Origin of the sequence: Weissella paramesenteroides (genome assembly GCF_051903945.1) — a bacterium.
Classification (GTDB): Bacteria; Bacillota; Bacilli; order Lactobacillales; family Lactobacillaceae; genus Weissella; species Weissella paramesenteroides_A.
The window spans coordinates 1,064,911-1,084,174 of record NZ_CP192268.1 but is presented as its reverse complement, the minus strand read 5'-3'; the positions used below and the strand labels follow the sequence as shown (position 1 = coordinate 1,084,174).

Below are 19,264 nucleotides of genomic sequence, written 5' to 3'. Positions count from 1 at the left end.
CCTTTGCTTAAAATTTTTTTAAGAAATTGCTAGTTAAAGACTTGACAATTCCCGGCAACACCTAGTCGGTCATACACAAGACTATTTATCTGATTTAACCGATGATAATCAAGAAAAAGTTGATTGGGCAATCCAACGAATTAGCCGAGCATATGGTCATTACTTTATGAAACAGTTGCCAGAAGAACAAAAGCAAGCAATCAAAGATTTAATGGGACCAGCGTTGATTCGTTTGTACTAGTCCCTGTCAAGTTGACGGGTGAAATAATATAAAATTGAATTAGGCGCTCGCACCACCGTAAATGTCCATATTCCGGAATTTTTCCGGGGTATGGACATTTATTGTTTCTGAGCGTCGAATAAGATTAAAGTAATCAATTCCTGCTTTGATCGCCTCAATTGCTTCCTTGAATGTATAACTGTGTTGCTTATCCCACCATTCTACTTTAAAATCATTCCAAAACTTCTCCATGATGGCGTTATCATATGGTGTGCCCGGACGAGACATGCTCCGTCGCGCATTATGGTGCCCTAAGTAATTTTTGAAAGAACCTGATGTGTAGGCGGACCCTCGATCCGAATGTACTAAGGCATGTTGTGGATTTTCTGTATTTTGATATGCTCGTTCAAACGCTTGTATAGCTGCTTTGGACGTCTCTGTTGCACTGATGTTAAACGAAAGTACATAAGTGCCATATAAATCAATTACTGCTGATAATTTCAATGTGTGTTCCAAGTTATGTCCATAACTTAATTCCGTCATGTCAGTTGCCCATTTTTTATTTGGAGCAGTAGTTCGAAAATTTTGATTCAACACATTGTCTGTAATGTACATTGCATTTGTCTTAATGCGATTGTGTTTCTTCTTGCGAATATCCGGACGGATACCAGCGATGCGCATTAAGCGACGCACTCGCTTGATGTTTATATGATAAAGGATATTTTCATCGTGATTAAGATACATTGTCATTCGCTTCACACCTAAATTATGATGATGATTGTCGTCAAGTTTCTTAATTTTATACATGAGTACTTCATTTAATTGTTCATTTGCAGTTTCTGAACGATTTAGCCATTTATAATACGCTTGCTTAGAAACTTCGCCAGCTATTGCTAGCTGTTCAATCGTGTAGGTGCTTGAATCTGAGTTATGTAATTCACGCATAGCTTCGTACAACGGAACATTCGTAACTCGATTTACCATTACCTGCCTTTGCTTAGGATTTCTTGTAATTTTTTTGCTAAATCAATTTGGATACGTTGTGCTTTTAACTCGGCTTTCAACTGTTTATTCTCAAGCCTAAGCTTTTCATTATCTGACAGTTCATCCTCAGACTTCTTGCGACCACGTCCATCGCGAAGTGATTCAAAGCCACTAGAATCGACTTTCAATACCCATGAACGTACCTGTTGGTAACTCACTTGGATTTTTTGAGAGGTTTTGATGTAATTACGATTGTGTTCAATTGCGTATGTCGCAATTTCAATACATTCTTCGAATGTTGTCTTACGTGATGCCATGGGAATTCTCCTTGTTGCTACGCCCGAAGAGCGTAGTTCTTCATTCCCATTATACTTTGAAAGCCAACTTTGTAATTGTGTTTTACTGCGTAGCTTAAATCGTCTAGTTAATCCCCTAAGAGTTCCTTCGCCAGACAAGTATGCTTGCACAACCTCTTGCTTAAACTCACTTGAATATGACTGGTTAAATCTTGATTCACTAAGCCCCTCCAATCCGAATTCATCATACAAGTGCATCCAGTTTTGTATTGATCCTTGACCAATATTGTGCAACTTCGAGAACGCACGTTCAGATGAAGTTGACTCTTGATATAACCGAATGAGGTTGAGCTTTTATAAGGTTAAAAGTTTTGTTCTTGGCATATAAAAAAACCTAGAGATTGACTGGAAGAAATTATATTATTTCTTCCGTCAACCTCTAGGGGACTATAGCAACTAGTACAAAAGCAACATTTTTGATGGCCTTTTTATGACATAATTACATGGCCCTTGAAACAATTTAATCAAAATTGTTTTGTCTTGATTTCTTTGATGATTTTAATTGTATGTAAATTAATATGCAGAAAAGACTTTTTTCTTTTTTATAGGCGTTTCATCAAAGCGAATGAGGGAGTCGCCATTAATAAGTGCCTTAGCATTTTCATCAAATAGGCGACTCCGACGTTGACCATATTTTTTCTTTAATTTCACAAAAGCGTCACTCATTTCATAAGTACGACCAGGCAAATGATGGGCATCAGATGCAATAATCTGTGCCAAACCATTGTCTAAGATATCTTCTGAAAATTTCTGAACTGCCTTGCCAAAAGTACCAACATATGAACTAGCTGTGACCTGTGAATAAGCACCATTATTTATCATGTCGAATAGTAATTCAGGGTGCTTCATTAGTTCCGTGTTCCGTTCAGGATGAACAATTATAGGTGTGAGCCCACGTTCTTGCAGACGGAATAACATTTTTTTAGTAAAAGTGGGAACATCATGTGAAGGAAATTCAATGAGAATATATTGGCCTTGTTCATCAGTGGTCAGGATATCATGGTGATCAAGCAATGACAGTAAATTCCCATTAATTCGAACCTCTTGCGAAGGGAAAACGGTAAGTGGAATATTATTTTTATCTAACTCAGCCTGAAACCAATTAGTTAAATTTATTACATCTGCAGCATGGTTGATAAAGTGCCCATTCATATGATGAGGTGTCATCAGTGCGTGAGTAATACCATCTGCTACAGCATCGCGCGCCATTTGTAACGAAACGTTTAAATTTTCCGATCCATCATCAATACCAGGCAATAGATGACAATGAATGTCAATCATAAAGAGGCCTCCTTAAATGTAAAATATTAATTATATTATAGCGTATGTTTAACTTTGTCGACAACAGTTGGCGTGCAAATTGATTAACATTTACATCCTAGAAAAGATATAATCTTGTGGTATTGTCTATTATCGGAAACAATTAATTTTATTAAAACTGCAATTGCACAAACGTAATCACAAGTTTTTTATCAATGTATTCATTAATACAGCGCTATTAATTTATATTTGTTTATCAATCAGACATATTTATTTATTAATCGCACATTTTTTCCATAATTAATCAATTTAATACTTATGAAAAGAATACTACACTTATTCTTAAATTTATAATACAATTATTATTATAAGTCAAAAAATAATGGATAGGTGGATGTTTTAATGGATAACATAATCGACATAAAACGACTATGGTTAATTTTACGGAAAAATATGATATTAATGATTGTTTGGGGCATTGTGTTAGCTGGTATTGCTTTTGGTATTTCGAAATTTGTTATTCAACCGCAATATAGTTCATCGGTGGCTTTGTTGGTTAATCGTAAAGAGGACGAAAACACAGCTGCACAATTTCAGAACCAACAAGCCGACATTCAAATGATTAATACATATAAGGATATTATTACACGGCCTGTCATTTTAAATACAGTTGTTAAGACTCTAACAACAACTCAAAAACAGTTAATAACAAAAGCACGACCTGCAACATATAAAACATTAGCTGATGGTACGCAGATTATTGATAAACAAGCACAGACCGCTGAATATAAGGTAGTTGATGCAAAATATGATAAATCTGAAATTAGTGCAGGAGAGTTATCTAAGAATATTTCTATCACTAACCAACAGAATTCACAGATATTTACAGTCAATGTAACCTTAAAAAATAGTCAATTAGCACGTGATTCAGCTAATGAAATTGCGAAAGTCTTTAAACAAAAAGTATCTTCCATTATGAGTGTCTCTAATGTGTCAGTGGTCTCAAAAGCGACAAACAATACGACGCCTGTTTCACCTAATGTTAAGTTAATCACATTAACTGGTTTGGTAGCTGGAATTTTTATTGGTTTCGCATGGGGAATTATTAAAGAATTAAGTGATCGAACAGTTAAAGATATTAGTTATTTGACTGATGAGTTAAAGTTAATCAATTTGGGACAAATTAATTTTATTGGAAAAATTAAAAGCATCGATAAAGTTGTTAACACTGTTTCAAGATCGAATGAAGAATTTAGTCGTTCACGCAGTAAGCGTCGAATTTAATTGAAGAGGTTGCTATGGGATTATTTAGAAAAAAAGACGCTAATAAAGATACGGAAACACAAGATAAAGGAGCACGATTAATAACAGTTGTTGAACCTAAAAGTGTTATTTCAGAGCAGTTTAGGACGTTAAGAACAAATATTGAGTTTGCGGGCGCAGGCTTAGATAAGCTACAAGTCATTATGTTTACATCAGCAGAAATTTCTGATGGAAAGACAACAGTCTCTACTAATACAGCAGTTACTTGGGCACAATCAGGTAAAAACGTCTTGTATGTTGACGCAGATATGCGACGTTCAACGGCACAAGCAACATTTCGGTTAAATAATATACATGGATTGAGTACAATTTTGGCGTCAGCAGAGCAGCCTAAGGATGTTGTTCAACAGACTTTTGTAGAAAACTTGGAAGTATTAACCGCTGGTCCAACACCACCAAATCCAGCTGAATTATTGAATTCAAAGCGAATGGCGGCATTAATTGATTGGATGCGAAATAATTATGACGTTATTGTTTTGGATGTACCACCAATTATGACTGTGTCTGATGCACAAGTACTATTACCGCTAATTGATGGGACAGTAATAGTTACAATGATGGGCAAAACTACGAAAACATCTATAAAACGGACTGTTGAAATGCTTCGTTTAGGTGAAACTAAAATTTTAGGTGTAGTAGAACGTGTAAGAGATTCTAGGGAAGATGTTGGATATGGGTATGGTTACGGAGATATAAAGGAATTATAAATAAACATATGGAGTAGCATGGAGTAAATTTAAAAAGGGAGAGGTAAAAAATTGAGAAACGTGTATCACAATTTTTTAATTCGAGGGCTAGATATTATTGGAGCTATTGTTGGATTACTATTATCTATTATTCCTGTGTTAATTATTGCCATTCGGATCAAGAGAGAAGATGGTGGCCCTGTATTTTTTAGACAAAAACGGGTTGGTAAAAATGGTGAAATTTTTTTAATGTGTAAATTGCGATCGATGGTTGTCCAGGCTGAAGATCTTCGCCAAGAGCTACTTGATGAAAGTGATGTTGATGGTATGTTTAAAATGAAAAATGATCCCCGCGTAACACGCGTTGGCCAATATATCAGAAAACATTCTTTAGATGAATTACCGCAATTTTGGAATGTGTTAAGGGGAGATATGTCACTAGTAGGCCCAAGACCAGCGTTAATAGAAGAAGCATCGTTTTACTCTGAACGTGAAAAACTTAGGTTGAATGTCAAACCAGGTATAACTGGTTTATGGCAGGTAAGTGGTCGAAGTAATGTTAGCTTCGATAAAATGATTGACCTAGACTTAGAGTACATTAATAATGAAAGTTTCATTGGTGATATCATTATTATGATTAAAACAATTTTATTGATATTTCCAGGTGAAAAGAACGGAGCTTATTAATATGCAACACGTATATATAATTGGATCAAAAGGAATTCCTGCTAGATATGGTGGCTATGAAACTTTTGTAGAAAAATTAACAGCTGGACAGGTGTCCTCGGAGATTAAATACCATGTAGCTTCTCGTCGAGATAATACTAAATTAAGTCGTGAAAATGATATATTTGAATATAATGGTGCAGAGGTCTACTCAATTGATGTACCTAATATTGGTCCAGCGCAGGCAATAGTATATGATATCAAAGCACTTAAATGGGCAATTAATAGTGCTGAAAAAATTGGCGCAGAGTCTCCAATTTTTTATATTTTAGCTGCTAGAATTGGACCGTTTATTGGAAACTATGTCAAACAAATTCACAATCTGGGAGGCATATATTTTATTAACCCAGATGGACATGAATGGAAGCGGGCAAAATGGCCATTTCCTGTCAGAAAATATTGGAAATTTTCAGAAAGAAAGATGATCAAGCATGCTGATCTAATTATTTGTGATAATCCTGCAATTGAGCGTTATATCCAGATGGAATATAAAAAATATACTCCACACTCTACTTATTTGTCGTATGGTACAGATATACAGAGCTCTAGTTTGAATAAAGAGGATAACAAAGTTAGAGATTGGTATAGAGATAAAAAGTTACATGAAAATGAGTATTTCTTAGTAGTTGGTCGATTTGTACCAGAAAATAATTATGAAACTATGCTCCGTGAGTTTATGAAATCAAGTACAAAGAAAGATTTTGTACTGATTACTAATGTTGAAAAGAATAAATTTTATGACAAATTACTTAAGCAAACTCACTTTGATAGAGATCCTCGCATTAAATTTGTTGGAACAGTTTATGACCAAGAGCTATTAAAATACATACGTGAAAATGCTTTTGCATATTTTCATGGTCACGAAGTTGGTGGAACTAATCCAAGCTTGTTAGAGGCCATGGCAACCACAAAATTAAATTTATTAGTTGATGTGGATTTTAATCGTGAAGTTGCTGGTAAGTCTGCTATATATTGGACAAAAGATCAAGAAGCATTATGTACTGTCATTATGAACACATTACAAATGTCTAATGAACAACTAAAATATTATTCTACCAATTCTAGAGAAAGGGTATCAAGACTTTTTAATTGGGAATTGATAATTTCTGAATATGAAAAGTTGTTGTTAAAAAAATGAGTGAACAAGTTTCTATTCTGAATAAAATTAAGCAGAAAGGTATTTTAACACAAATACGCCAGTATTTGTTATCGGGTATGTTGCTAAATACTGGCATTAATTTGCTGACTCTTGGTAAAAGTAAAACGGCATTAGAACTTATTCAAATGAATAAGATGTTAAAAGTAAAAAAAAGATTACGACGTAAATATACTAATGAGCTAGCAAAAAATCTGGATATCAAGGAACGTAATGTTAGTAATATAATATGGACTTTATGGTTACAGGGGATGAAGAATGCTCCTGCGATTGTAAAAAGGTCTATAAAGAGTATAAAAAGGGCCTTGCCAGAACAAGAAGTGGTGATTTTAGATGGTGAAAACTTTAAAGAATATGTAGATATTCCTGAGGATATTTTAAATAAATGGAAGACGGGAATAATTTCAAACCAGCATTTTTCTGATATTATTCGTATGGAGTTATTGATTCAGCATGGGGGTACTTGGATTGATTCAACAGTATTTTTAGAATCGAATTTTGATTTGCTACAGAATATACTTGATAGTGATCAGACATTCTTTTTTCAAAATATGCGTCCTGGTCAAATGGGAAATAGCATTTGGCTATCAAGCTGGTTTATACATTCAACCTCGAATGAGCCAACTTTATTAAGAGTAAGAGAAATTTTGTATAATTATTGGCGAAATAATAATTTTATTATTGATTATTTTTTGTTTCATATTATTTGGCATCTTGTGTATGAATCACATCAAGAAGAATTTAACAAAGTAAAAAAGATTCCTAATGCATTACCTTTACAACTTATGTACTTACTTAATGAAAAAAATGACAAAAATTTGACTGAAACAATATTGGAAGAATTTCCACTACAAAAATTAACTTATAAAAATATTTCAAGTGATCGAAATACGACATATTGGTATTTAATGGGACGGTATACTACTAATGATTAATATTATTGGGAAAATAATTACTAAAATAAAAGGTTCTCCATATATTATAGATTCGGAAATTTCTTTTTTTTCTTTTTTAGGTATCATACTTTCTAGATTAATTATGATATGTAGAGGCACAATCACTAAGCCATTTTTGAATCATTCAGGGTCATTTTTCTTTAGAGGGAAACATGTTTTATTACATGGAAAGAAAAAAATAAATATAGGTAAAGGTGTCACTCTATCTAATTACAGTAGTATTGATGGAAATGTAAAAAAGATGATAACTATTGGAGATAATTTTTCCTTAGGAGAGAACTCACGTATTGAAGGATTTGGTGTTTTGACTAATTTAGGTGAGTCAATTTCAATAGGTAGAAACGTTGGTATTTCTTCCAATGGGTTAATAAGTGTTAGAGGTAATGTAACTATTGGAAATGATGTTATTATAGGTCCATATTTTTCTTTACATTCTGAGAACCATAATTTTAGTAAAATCGATATACCTATTAGATTACAAGGTGTGACTAGAGAAGATGTAACAATTGAAGATAATGTTTGGATTGGTGCTAAGGTAACAATATTAGCAGGTGTTACGATTAAGCAAGGATCAGTCATAGCTGCAGGATCAGTGGTCACAAAGGATACAACAGAATTTGGAGTATATGGTGGCGTTCCTGCAAGACTTATTAAGGAAAGAATATAGTAAATGAAGAATAGTTTATCAGAGATACAGCAACTTGAATTAGAGGCACTAAAAGAAATTAAGTTAATAGCAGAGAAAAATGATATAAAATTTTTTTTGCGTGGCGGCTCTGTTATGGGTGCAGTAAAGTATGGGGGGTTTATTCCATGGGATGATGATATGGACATTGCTGTACCAAGAGGACAGTTTGAAAAATTAATGGAGTTATTAAAGAATGATTGGTCGGATAAGTTTTGGTTGGCTAATTATCGTAATGGAGATGAAATACATGCGTATTTTCCAAGAGTTTTAGTGAAAGAAAGTTTTCGGAAGCAAAAAAATTTACCAACAAATAATCATTTGGGATTCTCTATTATTGACGTATTACCCTTGGACGGTGTTCCGGGTACATTTTTGGAAAGAAAGTTTTATAAATATCACGTCATGATTTTAAGAGGCATGGGTGCAGTTTTTACTAGAGATGTTAAAGACACTATTGTTATACATTCTAAAAAGAAACAGTTTGCGATTGATTTACTAGGAAAACTGGGAGTTAAGCACTTATATACACAAGATAAAATATACGACAAAATAGATGTTGTATATCGTAAAAATAAACTTCAGGGGGCTAAATGGGTTGGAACTATCACGGGTTCTCTATTTGATAAAGAAATTTTTCCTGCTGATTATTTTGGGGAGGGTGTGAGTCTTAATTTTGAAGATACAGAATTTTTAGTACCTGCTAAGTATGATGAGTATTTAAAACAATTGTATGGTAACAATTATGCATTTGAAGAACCTGATCATAAAAAATCACATATAGAGGTAAAATAATATGTTTGTTTTTGTCATCCTACATTATCAAGCGTTTACTGAAACAGTAAGCGAAGTAAATCATATTATAAATGATATCTATGGACAAAAGAGAGTGGTTGTTGTTGATAACGCTTCACCCAATGGATCAGGTGCAAGATTAGAAAGACTGTTCTCAGATAACAAAAAAGTGGATATTATATTAAATGGTTGTAATAGTGGGTATGCTGAAGGTAACAACCTGGGTATAAAATTTGCTTTAGAAAAGTATCAACCTGATTACGTTATTGTAGCCAATAATGATATTGAATTCAGACAAAATAATTTTTTGTCATTAATAGAAACATCTTTTCAAGAACAGCATTTTGATATTATGGGTCCGAAAATATTTGTTCCAGAAACAAGTATCTATCAAAATCCGAAAAAATCAGATTCATATACGTTAGACGAAGTTCGTAAAATTAACGAGCATTCTAAAAAATTATTAAATCAAAACATTTTGTTTTTTAATTTAAGGGCAAATTTAAAAAAGTTCAATGGGTTACGCAAGCTTGTTTTAAAAAAAAGAGAAACAACAGTTCGTAAAATTAATGAAGAGCAATTTAATATTGTATTACATGGTTCGTTATTAATTTTTTCCAAGAAATTTTTTAGGAAAATCGCTGTTCCTTTTGATAAAAGTACATTTTTTTATTTTGAAACAGAAATATTGGATAGAAGAATGCAGTCGTTTGGTATGATTTCCAAGTATGACCCTAATTTAATTGTGTATCATCACCAGAACACTTCAACAAAACAGTCATTTAAGACTGCTACAGCTCAGCAAAAATTTCAATTGACAAATATGGTTAAATCTACTCAAGTATTCATTGATATGTTTGACTAGCAGAGGAAAATTTAAAGTGAAAATTTCTATTATAATGCGCTTTCATGATAATACACCATCTGGTGGAAGAAAAGTTATTTATGATTATGCAAACTATTTAGCAAAAAAAGGGCATGATTTAGAGATAATATATCTCGCTGATGTATCTTATAAGATGAGAAAACATAATTTATTAAAACATATCGGCCATTATGTTAATTATGTAAAGGAAAGTAAAAAGCAAAAAAAAGTAACATGGATGGATATAAATCCTAATATAAGTCTTAAGGCACAATATTCATTTAATAAAAATTTATACCAAAATCGGGATATTGTCATTGCATTTGATTATGGAATAGCGCTGAATATTTCAGAAACAAATTTTAATTTGGATAAAGTTGTTTACGTAATACAACATGATGAAAAGGTGTATAACGCTGAGAGAATTGTTCGTGCGGCTTGGAGTTTACCTATTCAAAAAATTGTTGTGTCATCATGGTTATATGATTTAGTTACAGAGTACGATAAACACGTACAATTAGTGAAAAATTATGTGCATGGTGAAGATTTTTATGTTAAAAATCCTATAGATAATCGGAAACATGTTGTAAGTCTGATTAATCATCCAAATAAATATAAAGGTACAGAAATTGGCCTTAAAGCGTTAAATTTAGTACATAATTCTGTCCCAGACTTGAAGGTGTTACTATTTGGTAATTTTAAAGAGCCAGATGATTTACCAAGTTATATTCAGTATATACAGGGAGCTACTCAAGAAGGATTGAGAGAAAATGTATATAACGCATCATCAATATTTTTATTTACTAGTATTTTAGAAGGTTGGGGACTTGTTGCAACAGAAGCGATGGCTTGTGGCGCAACTTTAGTTTCGACAAAAAATGGTGGAGTTAGTGATTTTGGAATTGAAAAGAAGACTGCTCTTTTAAACGAAGTAGGAGACTATGAGGGGCTAGCGAATAGTATAATTTATCTATTTAAACATGATGAATATCGAATTAAACTTGCATTAAATGGGGCCAATTTAGTACATGAGTTAACCTTTAATTCCAGTGTCAGTTTGTTTGAACAGATATTAGAAGAAATAGTAGAAGGAAAAAAGTTGAATGGGTAGAATATTTGCACTTATAGTTACATATGGAGACCATAAAAAACAGCTTTCTCAGGTGCTACATCAAACACTGATCAATAAAAGAATTGATCATATATTTGTTATTAATAATGGTAGTTCATACGATTTATCACAAGAAATTGACGAAATTTCCTGTGATAAGGTTTCATTAATTTCTCTAGCAACGAATACAGGGTCTGCAGGTGGATTTAGTAGAGGGATTCTAGAAGTAGTTGAATATTCAACAAATAAGGATGATCGACTGCTAATTTTAGATGATGATAGTTATGTGGAATATGATGCTTTAGAAAAAATAGATTCATATGAAAGAAATATGAGTAAGAATTACGATCATATATGGAGCTTGAATCGTTTGAAAATTAATGAGCAAGCAAAGATTGATTGTAATTGTTTCGACTATTCTTTAGAGTCTTATTACAATTCTTTTTATAGATTTTCTGTAACGAACAAGTTTAAAAGAAGAAATCATAGGATAAAGAGAGAAAATAAAAATATTAAGCGAATGGTGGTTGCTCCATATTCTGGATTGTTCATTAATATGTCAGTAATACATAAAGTTGGGTATCCAATTCAGGAAATGTATCTATATTCAGATGACATTGAATATACATTTAGAATATCGAGCTATGGAATTGACATTCTGCAAATGTATAATGCAAATATAAGAGATATTGCAGGATCATGGTTTGACTCGAAAAAAATAAATGTACATGATGCATTTTTTCAAACTAAGCAAGATAATTATAGAGCACTTTATGCCTATAGAAATGAAGCATATTTAGCAAAATATGTATTTAATAAAAATAAAATCTTGAGTTCAATAAACTATTGTACATGGATTTTAAATATATTGATTCGAAAAATGCCTAAGAATAAAGCAGGTATAAAGAAATTCAAAAAAATAATTAGAATGGTTCATCTTGGGAAAAAAGCTGAATTAGGGGAGCTAGATATTTAATTATTGGAGAACTGAAATTAATTAGGAGATTGTACAGCTTATGAATTTTAAAACTATTAGTTCCTTTGTATATTCTAGTTTAACTATGATTTTTTTAGTTCCAGGAACTTTAGGAAGAATATTAACTGTATTTCATATACCATTTGGAAATATTATTTCTAACTTTACTATGTTAATGTTATTTTTTATGACAATTTTCTTAATAATTATCGATAGTAAAAAAACAATTAATATATTCTTTTCGTTTATGTCCTTTTTATTTATACTCATTTTATATGAAATTTCTTCCATTTCTGGACAGCCAATTTCTTGGAGATTATCAGGATACATATTTCTATTAATTTTGTTAGCTCTTTTAATATTTGACAGGAAAAATTCTTTAGTTTCTAGTATGGGCATTTTTTTGGGTGTGATAGTTTTTGGCCTAATTAATTCTGTGATTGGTTTAACACAATATTTTTCACAAAGTGTGATCTTGCCTGATGTATCAACATTACATGAGTCAACAATAAGGTTAAATTCGGACATGTGGTTCTTAGGGAGTACAGGTACACTTAGAGCATTTGGATTCCTAAGTAGTGGAATGTCATTCGGGACAATTATGGTGCTGGCTCTTTCTGTCATATGGTATGAAAAAATTAAACTTCCAAAGTTAATGAAATATATATTTCTAGTACTATTTTTAGCTGGGATAATAACTAGTTTAACCAAAAATGTATATGTGCTTGGATTATTAACCATACTATTAAAGTATGTTCCTAGAATAATAAAAAAATTTGTTTTTTGGGGAGGAGTTGTTATCCAGTTTTTAGGTGGATTATTAGCAGTTTTAATACAAAATAGTCCTTACTTTCAATCAGATTTTTTTGCAACGTTTAAAATTAGATTTACTGGATTAATTTATTTCAAGGATTATTATGCTAATGATTTAAGGAGTGTACTATTTGGGCACGGATTTCAATACGATGCGTCGTATAAAAATTTTACAAATCTAGCTTTGGATAACCAGTTATGGGCATTATTTTTTGAAGGAGGAGTTCTATTAATAGTATTAGTGTATTTCTTAATATATGTAGTGGCTTTTGATAAAAAAATTGAGCACTATTGCTTCACTAATGTGCTAGTTTTATTCGGAATATTTGGGATATCGAATAATTATTTGATGTTTTTCTTAGGAACCGCAGTTTTAGCTAAGTTAGTAAATGTAAGTGACTATGGGGATTTATCGAAATCATCAGAAAGGATTGAAAGTGGAAAACATAAATTCAAAAGTTAGTTTTATAGTTCCCATCTTCAATGTAGCATCTTACTTAGAGGCTGCGTTGGATTCTTTAATCTATCAAACATATGATAACTTTGAGGTTATTATGGTTGATGATGGCTCGACAGATATATCTGGCTTTATAGCTAAATCTTTTTCGGCTACTGATTCTAGATTTAAATATTATAGAACTGAAAATAAGGGCCAATCGCACGCTAGAAACATTGGATTGACAAAAGCTACTGGAAAGTTCATTGCTTTTTTTGATCCAGATGATAGTTTAGAAAAAAATTTTTTAGAGAAATTAGTTTTACAAATGAATGAAAATATCATGATAGTCTCATACCTGTTCCCTTCTGCTAAACTTGGTAAATGTAATAGGAAAATTACTGTTGACGATTTTTTCTCAAAGATGTTTTCAGGGACTATAGGAACTGTTGTTTGGAACAAATTATTTCGAAAAGAAATTTTAAAAAATGTAAAGTTTCCAGAAGGACAGGTTCATGAGGAAATTAATTTTTATAGGCAATTATTAAGTGTAGTCCATGACTATCAAATATTAATAATCAATGATAATAAAGAATATAACTACCGTGTGGATAGACCGGGAAATACTACCTCTACATTTGATCCTAAGCAAATAATCGGTGCTAAGGATGCGCAAAAGTTAGTTGGAGACTTAAGAAAATCAGGGAAAAAAAAATCTATTCCGGTTGTACAATTGAACACATTGATTTTCTTAAAAATTTATCTACAGAGATCAATTGATAATGATTATAAGGAAGATGCAAAGAATATGTTTAATAGTCTATATTTGGAAACTGATAAACTTAAATGTTTCCTTATTGATCCTTTTATGACAGTTAGTGTGGTTAAATTTAAATTGGGGTTGGAAAAATGAATAACTTGACAAGAACAAAAGCTGCTCTAATGAATTCAAGTATTGCAGCAGTCGCACAAATTATTAACCTTATTTTAAATTTTGTTTCACGTACTTTTTTTATAAGAATTTTAGGAGAACAATTTTTAGGTTTGAACGGCCTATTTGTTAACTTATTAAATATCCTTGCTTTTTCAGAACTTGGAATCGGGTCAGCCATTACATTTGCACTGTATAGACCTTTAGCTGAAAAAGACATTCCACAAGTAAAAGCATTGATGGAATTATATAAAAAAGCCTTTCATATTATTGCAATAATAGTTGTCATAGGTGGTATGTTTATCATGCCTTTTTTACCTAAAATGATTGCTGGCTCTGCTAACGTAGGAAATGTTTTTTTTGCTTTTACATTATATTTGAGTAATTCAGCCTTATCATATCTTTGGAGTTATAAGCGCTCTATTTTAATAGCTAGCCAACTAGGGTACATCAATACCGTTAACCAGATGGTATTTAATGTGGTATTACAAGTAGTTCAAATTATGTTTCTTTTTTTGATGCCTTCGTACAGTCTCTACTTAGCCATACAAATAATATTTACTATTGCAAGTAACTATCAAATATCCAAATTAGCAAATAAGAAATTCTCTTATCTAACTGAAAAAAACATTGATAAGGTTGAACCTAGTGTCATTTCTTATTTAAAAAAAAATATTATAGGAATGCTTTCATCAAAGATAGGTGGCGTTGTTGTCTTTGGAACGGATAATATTATTATTTCTACATTTATTGGGTTGGCTGCAGTAGGAAGATATTCCAACTATACACTTGTACTTAATGGTATTAATTCTGTTATTACTCAGCTAGTAAATGCGGTTACCCCTTCTATTGGAAACTTTAAAATTAATAAGGATAAAAAAGATCAAATAAATCTTTTTTATAAATATACGCAATTAAATGCATATATAATTTTGGGAGCATCAATGATGCTGATAATGTTATTTCCCAGTTTCATTCAATTATGGATTGGGGAAAAGTATAGACTGAGCGACACCTTAACAATGATAATTGTACTGGGCTTTTTTATAAATGGATTACGAAATAGTAACCTTAATTTTATGAATGCATATGGAACATTTTGGGAAATGCGGTTTAAATCTCTTTGGGAAGCAGGAGTGAACTTAATTTTATCATTACTTTTAATTAATTTTACAAAACTAGGTATTGGAGCCGTTGTTTTAGGTACCATTGGTGCTAATTTATTAATCAATTCGTGGTGGGAGCCTTATATTGTTTTACGAAATGGTATTAATACATTGGAAAAAAAATATATAGGCCTTTATATTAGCATCTTAGTTCTAGGAAGTATGTTTATTACACTAACTCAAAAAATCGGTGACTGGATGGCAAAAATTAACTTTTTGGTTGCTTTAATTATTTCTGTGCTTATATCAATAATTATATTGTTAGTGTTTCACTGTACATTGGTTGTACTTTATCCAAAAAAATATGAACCATTACGTTTAAAAGATTTAGTTGGGACGGTCGCTAAGTTTTTTAATTGACACCGACCAATGTTGTATACTAACGTTAAGAGTTTGTAGTTACAAATCAAATTTAGAATAAGATTAATTCGTATAATAACTAGGTAAAGCTGATAAGATGAAACTGTTAATGGCGTTATACTTATAAAAATCTACAAAAATAATAAAGGTCTTAAGTGGGATTAGATAAAGATTGTCACATTGTGCATTTGTTAAGTCGTTTAATGCACAATACGTGTGAGAACGTATTCCCAAAGAATATATTTTAGATAACCAGTTAGAATTTTTATATTAATTATCACACTCAAATAATAATATTCATGAACGTATCAAATTGTTATTTTCGAACTACTTAACAGCTGGGGCATTTAGTCAATATATTATATTAAAAGTATTACTTATTTTGAAGAAAATATGAGAGAAATCATTGATGTTTCTGTTATAATACCAGTTCACAATAATGAAACTACGATAGTAAGAGCGATAAAGTTTGTGCTAAGGCAAATTATGAAAAGTGATGATAGAGTGAGCATAATTAGATCTCAAAATGGAAGAAGCCGCGCTAGAAATAAAGAAATATCTCTTAGCAAGAGGAAATTTTATAGGCGTTCACAAGTTCATTGATGGTAGTAATACAATGATCCAGAATAGAAAAGATATGATTTCTACACAAATAATTGTTATGGCAATTTTAAAAGAGAAGAATGTACTAAAAAATTCATTTAATTACATTGAATTAACAAAGAGAATGTTAAAATTTCCACTTAGTGATAATTCGAATGAGGATATCTTATTTCGTATAGTTAGCTCACACTTTCATTCGATAATGGTTATATCAAAAATTATTTTGAGGATACCTATAATTGGTAAAATAGTTGTGCGTCATTATTTGTAGTACAGTTTTATCTAAATATCAAAATTTTATAAATTAATTTTTGCTAACAATGCAGGATATTTTTGGGAGGCCATATGTCAAATAAACTATTAATAGTACCCTATTTTGGGAAATTACCAAATTATTTTCAAATTTGGCTAAATAGAATTCAGTTAAATAATAATTTAGATTTTTTATTGTTTACTGATCAAAATTTGGACAACTATAATGTTCAATTTAGAAACTTAAAAATCATTAAAATGAGTTTAGCCGAGTTAAAAAAAAACATTGAATTTGTAACCGGAACTAGAATTAAACTACACAAAGCATATAAAGTAAATGACTACAGGCCACTATTTGGCGAAATATTTTCCAAGTATACGCAAGGCTATTTATGGATAGGGACGATTGATACAGATGTTATTTTGGGGAATACATCACACTTTCTAACTGATGAATTAATCCAGAATTATGATCGTATTAATGGAAACGGACATTTTTCTATTTGGAAGAATAATAATAAGCTGAACGAATTATGGAAAAGCAAAGGTCAAAATAAATATAAAGATGTAATTCCTTTTGACTTGGTTCGTTTACTTAACGCTAATGCTGCTTTTGATGAATATGGTTGGAAATTTGGTAAGGGAATTTCTACCTTTATGATTAGAGAAGGATATACTATCCAAGATACGTTATCTCGTGCTGATTTGGATTTTAATTTTAGTGGATTTCGCTCAGAACATATTAATCAAAGCATGAAAAATTTTGCCAAAATAGAGGTTAATAAAGAAGGTATGTTTGCCATTAATGAATCGGATGTACAGGAAATTATGTATGTCCATCTTCAGAAACGTTCTATGGATGTTTCTAGATTTGTAGGTTCCAGTGAAAATAAGTTTAATATAATTCCAAATAAGTTTATTTCTGATGATGAATGTATAACAGAAAATGAAAAAGAGAAAATGTTAAGAAAATTTAACATAGAAAGAAAGCATCGCATTTTCAAAACTAGACGAAAGAACTTGTTTTCAGATTATATTGTATTGAGAATGATTATGTGGTTTAGATCGAAACATCATGGAAAAATGAAAAAATATAAAAAGAATATAAAAAGCATGAGGAGAGATATAAAATGAAGGGTATTATCTTAGCCGGAGGATCTGGCACACGCCTATATCCAATCACAAAAGCAACAAGTAAACAACTGGTACCAATTTATGACAAACCAATGATTTATTATCCAATGTCTGTTTTAATGTTGGCTGGTATTAAGGATATTTTATTGATTTCTACTCCAGAGTATCTAGAACAGTTTAAAGATTTATTTGATAATGGACATGAACTTGGGCTGAATATTCAATATGCTGTGCAAGAGGAGCCACGTGGCTTGGCAGATGCCTTCATTGTGGGTGCTGACTTTATCGGCAATGATACTGTTGCATTGGTATTGGGTGATAACATTTTTTATGGTGCTGGTTTGTCACAACAATTACAAGAAGCGGCAGCAAAGACCACAGGTGCAACGGTCTTTGGTTATCAAGTAAAGGACCCAGAACGTTTTGGTGTGGTAGAGTTTGACAAAGATGGTAAGGCGTTATCAATTGTTGAAAAACCAGCACAACCAAAATCTAATTTTGCTGTTACTGGCCTTTATTTTTATGATAATGATGTTGTAGAAATAGCTGCAAATGTGAAGCCGTCAGATCGTGGCGAAATAGAAATTTCTGATATTAATCAGGCTTATCTTGATCGTGGTGATTTAGATGTACAGGTGATGGGACGAGGTTATGCCTGGCTTGATACTGGAACGCATGATTCGCTATTGGAAGCATCATCTTTTATCGCTACCATTCAAAAACAACAAAATTTAAAAGTCGCATCATTAGAAGAAATTGCTTATCGTATGGGGTATATTGACGTTAAACAATTGGAAATTTTAGCACAACCATTGAAGAAAAATGACTATGGGCAATATTTGTTGAGAATTGTTGAGGAAGAAGGTTAAAAGAAGCAATATGGGTGAAAAATTTTTTGAAAAAGAATTAGCTGCTCGTTCAATCGATGAAATTCCGGGGATGATGGAATTTGATATTCCAGTTCATGGTGATAATCGTGGCTGGTTTAAAGAGAACTTTCAAAAAGAGAAGATGCTACCTTTGGGTTTTCCAAAAAGTTTCTTTAAAGATGATAAACTGCAAAATAACGTGTCGTTATCACGTAAGGGCGTATTACGTGGATTACACGCAGAACCTTGGGACAAGTACATTTCAGTAGCTGATAATGGAAAGGTCCTTGGTGCATGGGTAGATCTTCGTGAAGGTGATTCATTTGGGCATGTTTACCAAACAATTATTGACGCTAGTAAGGGAATTTATGTCCCTCGTGGTGTTGCCAATGGTTTTCAAGTATTAAGTGAGACAGTTTCATATTCTTATTTAGTTAATGACTACTGGGCATTAGAGTTAAAGCCGAAGTACGCTTTTGTGAATTATGCTGATCCTACATTGGGAATCACATGGGATGATGTTGATAATGCAGAAGTCAGTGAAGCTGATAAAAATCATCCATTATTGAAAGATGTTGAACCATTGAACAAAATCAATTGA

19 protein-coding genes are annotated in these 19,264 nt (G+C 31.8%); 16 read left to right on the top strand and 3 right to left on the bottom strand.

Annotated features, from left to right (window positions below; translation table 11 throughout):
- Positions 1 to 280: 280 nt before the first annotated feature.
- From ACQ4QH_RS05175 to ACQ4QH_RS05165, 3 genes are all read right to left on the bottom strand, one after another.
- A complete protein-coding gene (locus ACQ4QH_RS05175; RefSeq protein ID WP_439818047.1) occupies positions 281 to 1,204 on the bottom strand; it encodes an IS3 family transposase in 924 nt (307 codons plus the stop codon).
- Entirely contained in the window at positions 1,204 to 1,794 is a 591-nt protein-coding gene (locus tag ACQ4QH_RS05170; RefSeq protein ID WP_439818046.1) for a helix-turn-helix domain-containing protein, read from the bottom strand. Before ACQ4QH_RS05170 ends, ACQ4QH_RS05175 begins: the two co-directional genes overlap by 1 nt.
- A gap of 279 nt (positions 1,795 to 2,073) precedes the next feature.
- Positions 2,074 to 2,841, bottom strand: coding sequence for a tyrosine-protein phosphatase (locus ACQ4QH_RS05165; RefSeq protein ID WP_439818045.1), 768 nt, complete (start codon positions 2,839 to 2,841; stop codon positions 2,074 to 2,076).
- Between the two features lie 381 nt (positions 2,842 to 3,222).
- Here ACQ4QH_RS05165 and ACQ4QH_RS05160 point away from each other — a divergent pair, with 381 nt between their 5' ends.
- The 16 genes from ACQ4QH_RS05160 to ACQ4QH_RS05085 all read left to right on the top strand — a co-directional run bounded on the left by ACQ4QH_RS05160 (position 3,223) and on the right by ACQ4QH_RS05085 (position 19,264).
- Positions 3,223 to 4,104: a YveK family protein gene (locus ACQ4QH_RS05160; protein ID WP_439818044.1), complete on the top strand. Its 882-nt coding sequence runs from the start codon at positions 3,223 to 3,225 to the stop codon at positions 4,102 to 4,104.
- Positions 4,105 to 4,118: 14 nt separating this feature from the next.
- On the top strand, positions 4,119 to 4,850 hold the full coding sequence (locus tag ACQ4QH_RS05155) for a CpsD/CapB family tyrosine-protein kinase (RefSeq protein WP_439818043.1): 732 nt from the start codon (positions 4,119 to 4,121) through the stop codon (positions 4,848 to 4,850).
- Between the two features lie 51 nt (positions 4,851 to 4,901).
- Positions 4,902 to 5,516, top strand: a complete 615-nt coding sequence (locus ACQ4QH_RS05150; protein WP_439818042.1) for a sugar transferase — start codon at positions 4,902 to 4,904, stop codon at positions 5,514 to 5,516.
- Position 5,517: 1 nt separating this feature from the next.
- Positions 5,518 to 6,693, top strand: coding sequence for a beta 1-4 rhamnosyltransferase Cps2T (gene cps2T / locus ACQ4QH_RS05145; protein ID WP_439818041.1), 1,176 nt, complete (start codon positions 5,518 to 5,520; stop codon positions 6,691 to 6,693).
- The gene (locus ACQ4QH_RS05140) at positions 6,690 to 7,646 is read left to right on the top strand and encodes a capsular polysaccharide synthesis protein (RefSeq protein ID WP_439818040.1); all 957 of its coding nucleotides are present in this window, start codon (positions 6,690 to 6,692) and stop codon (positions 7,644 to 7,646) included. The genes cps2T and ACQ4QH_RS05140 overlap by 4 nt, the downstream gene beginning before the upstream one ends.
- Complete coding sequence (locus ACQ4QH_RS05135; RefSeq protein ID WP_439818039.1) at positions 7,639 to 8,334, top strand: acyltransferase; 696 nt, start codon at positions 7,639 to 7,641, stop codon at positions 8,332 to 8,334. Before ACQ4QH_RS05140 ends, ACQ4QH_RS05135 begins: the two co-directional genes overlap by 8 nt.
- Positions 8,335 to 8,337: 3 nt before the next feature.
- Entirely contained in the window at positions 8,338 to 9,147 is an 810-nt protein-coding gene (locus ACQ4QH_RS05130; RefSeq protein WP_439818038.1) for a LicD family protein, read from the top strand.
- 1 nt (position 9,148) lies between these two features.
- On the top strand, positions 9,149 to 10,012 hold the full coding sequence (locus ACQ4QH_RS05125; protein ID WP_439818037.1) for a glycosyltransferase: 864 nt from the start codon (positions 9,149 to 9,151) through the stop codon (positions 10,010 to 10,012).
- Positions 10,013 to 10,028: 16 nt separating this feature from the next.
- Positions 10,029 to 11,123: a glycosyltransferase family 4 protein gene (locus tag ACQ4QH_RS05120; RefSeq protein ID WP_439818036.1), complete on the top strand. Its 1,095-nt coding sequence runs from the start codon at positions 10,029 to 10,031 to the stop codon at positions 11,121 to 11,123.
- A complete protein-coding gene (locus ACQ4QH_RS05115; RefSeq protein WP_439818035.1) occupies positions 11,116 to 12,099 on the top strand; it encodes a glycosyltransferase in 984 nt (327 codons plus the stop codon). Before ACQ4QH_RS05120 ends, ACQ4QH_RS05115 begins: the two co-directional genes overlap by 8 nt.
- Before the next feature lie 40 nt (positions 12,100 to 12,139).
- Positions 12,140 to 13,375, top strand: coding sequence for a hypothetical protein (locus ACQ4QH_RS05110; RefSeq protein WP_439818034.1), 1,236 nt, complete (start codon positions 12,140 to 12,142; stop codon positions 13,373 to 13,375).
- Complete coding sequence (locus ACQ4QH_RS05105; protein WP_439818033.1) at positions 13,350 to 14,261, top strand: glycosyltransferase family 2 protein; 912 nt, start codon at positions 13,350 to 13,352, stop codon at positions 14,259 to 14,261. The genes ACQ4QH_RS05110 and ACQ4QH_RS05105 overlap by 26 nt, the downstream gene beginning before the upstream one ends.
- Positions 14,258 to 15,805 (top strand): lipopolysaccharide biosynthesis protein, encoded by a 1,548-nt coding sequence (locus ACQ4QH_RS05100; RefSeq protein WP_439818032.1) that lies wholly within the window; start codon positions 14,258 to 14,260, stop codon positions 15,803 to 15,805. The genes ACQ4QH_RS05105 and ACQ4QH_RS05100 overlap by 4 nt, the downstream gene beginning before the upstream one ends.
- Positions 15,806 to 16,753: 948 nt before the next feature.
- A complete protein-coding gene (locus ACQ4QH_RS05095) occupies positions 16,754 to 17,794 on the top strand; it encodes a DUF6625 family protein (RefSeq protein ID WP_439818031.1) in 1,041 nt (346 codons plus the stop codon).
- Positions 17,791 to 18,663, top strand: coding sequence for a glucose-1-phosphate thymidylyltransferase RfbA (rfbA, locus tag ACQ4QH_RS05090; protein WP_439818030.1), 873 nt, complete (start codon positions 17,791 to 17,793; stop codon positions 18,661 to 18,663). Before ACQ4QH_RS05095 ends, rfbA begins: the two co-directional genes overlap by 4 nt.
- A gap of 10 nt (positions 18,664 to 18,673) precedes the next feature.
- Positions 18,674 to 19,264 (top strand): dTDP-4-dehydrorhamnose 3,5-epimerase family protein, encoded by a 591-nt coding sequence (locus ACQ4QH_RS05085; RefSeq protein WP_439818029.1) that lies wholly within the window; start codon positions 18,674 to 18,676, stop codon positions 19,262 to 19,264.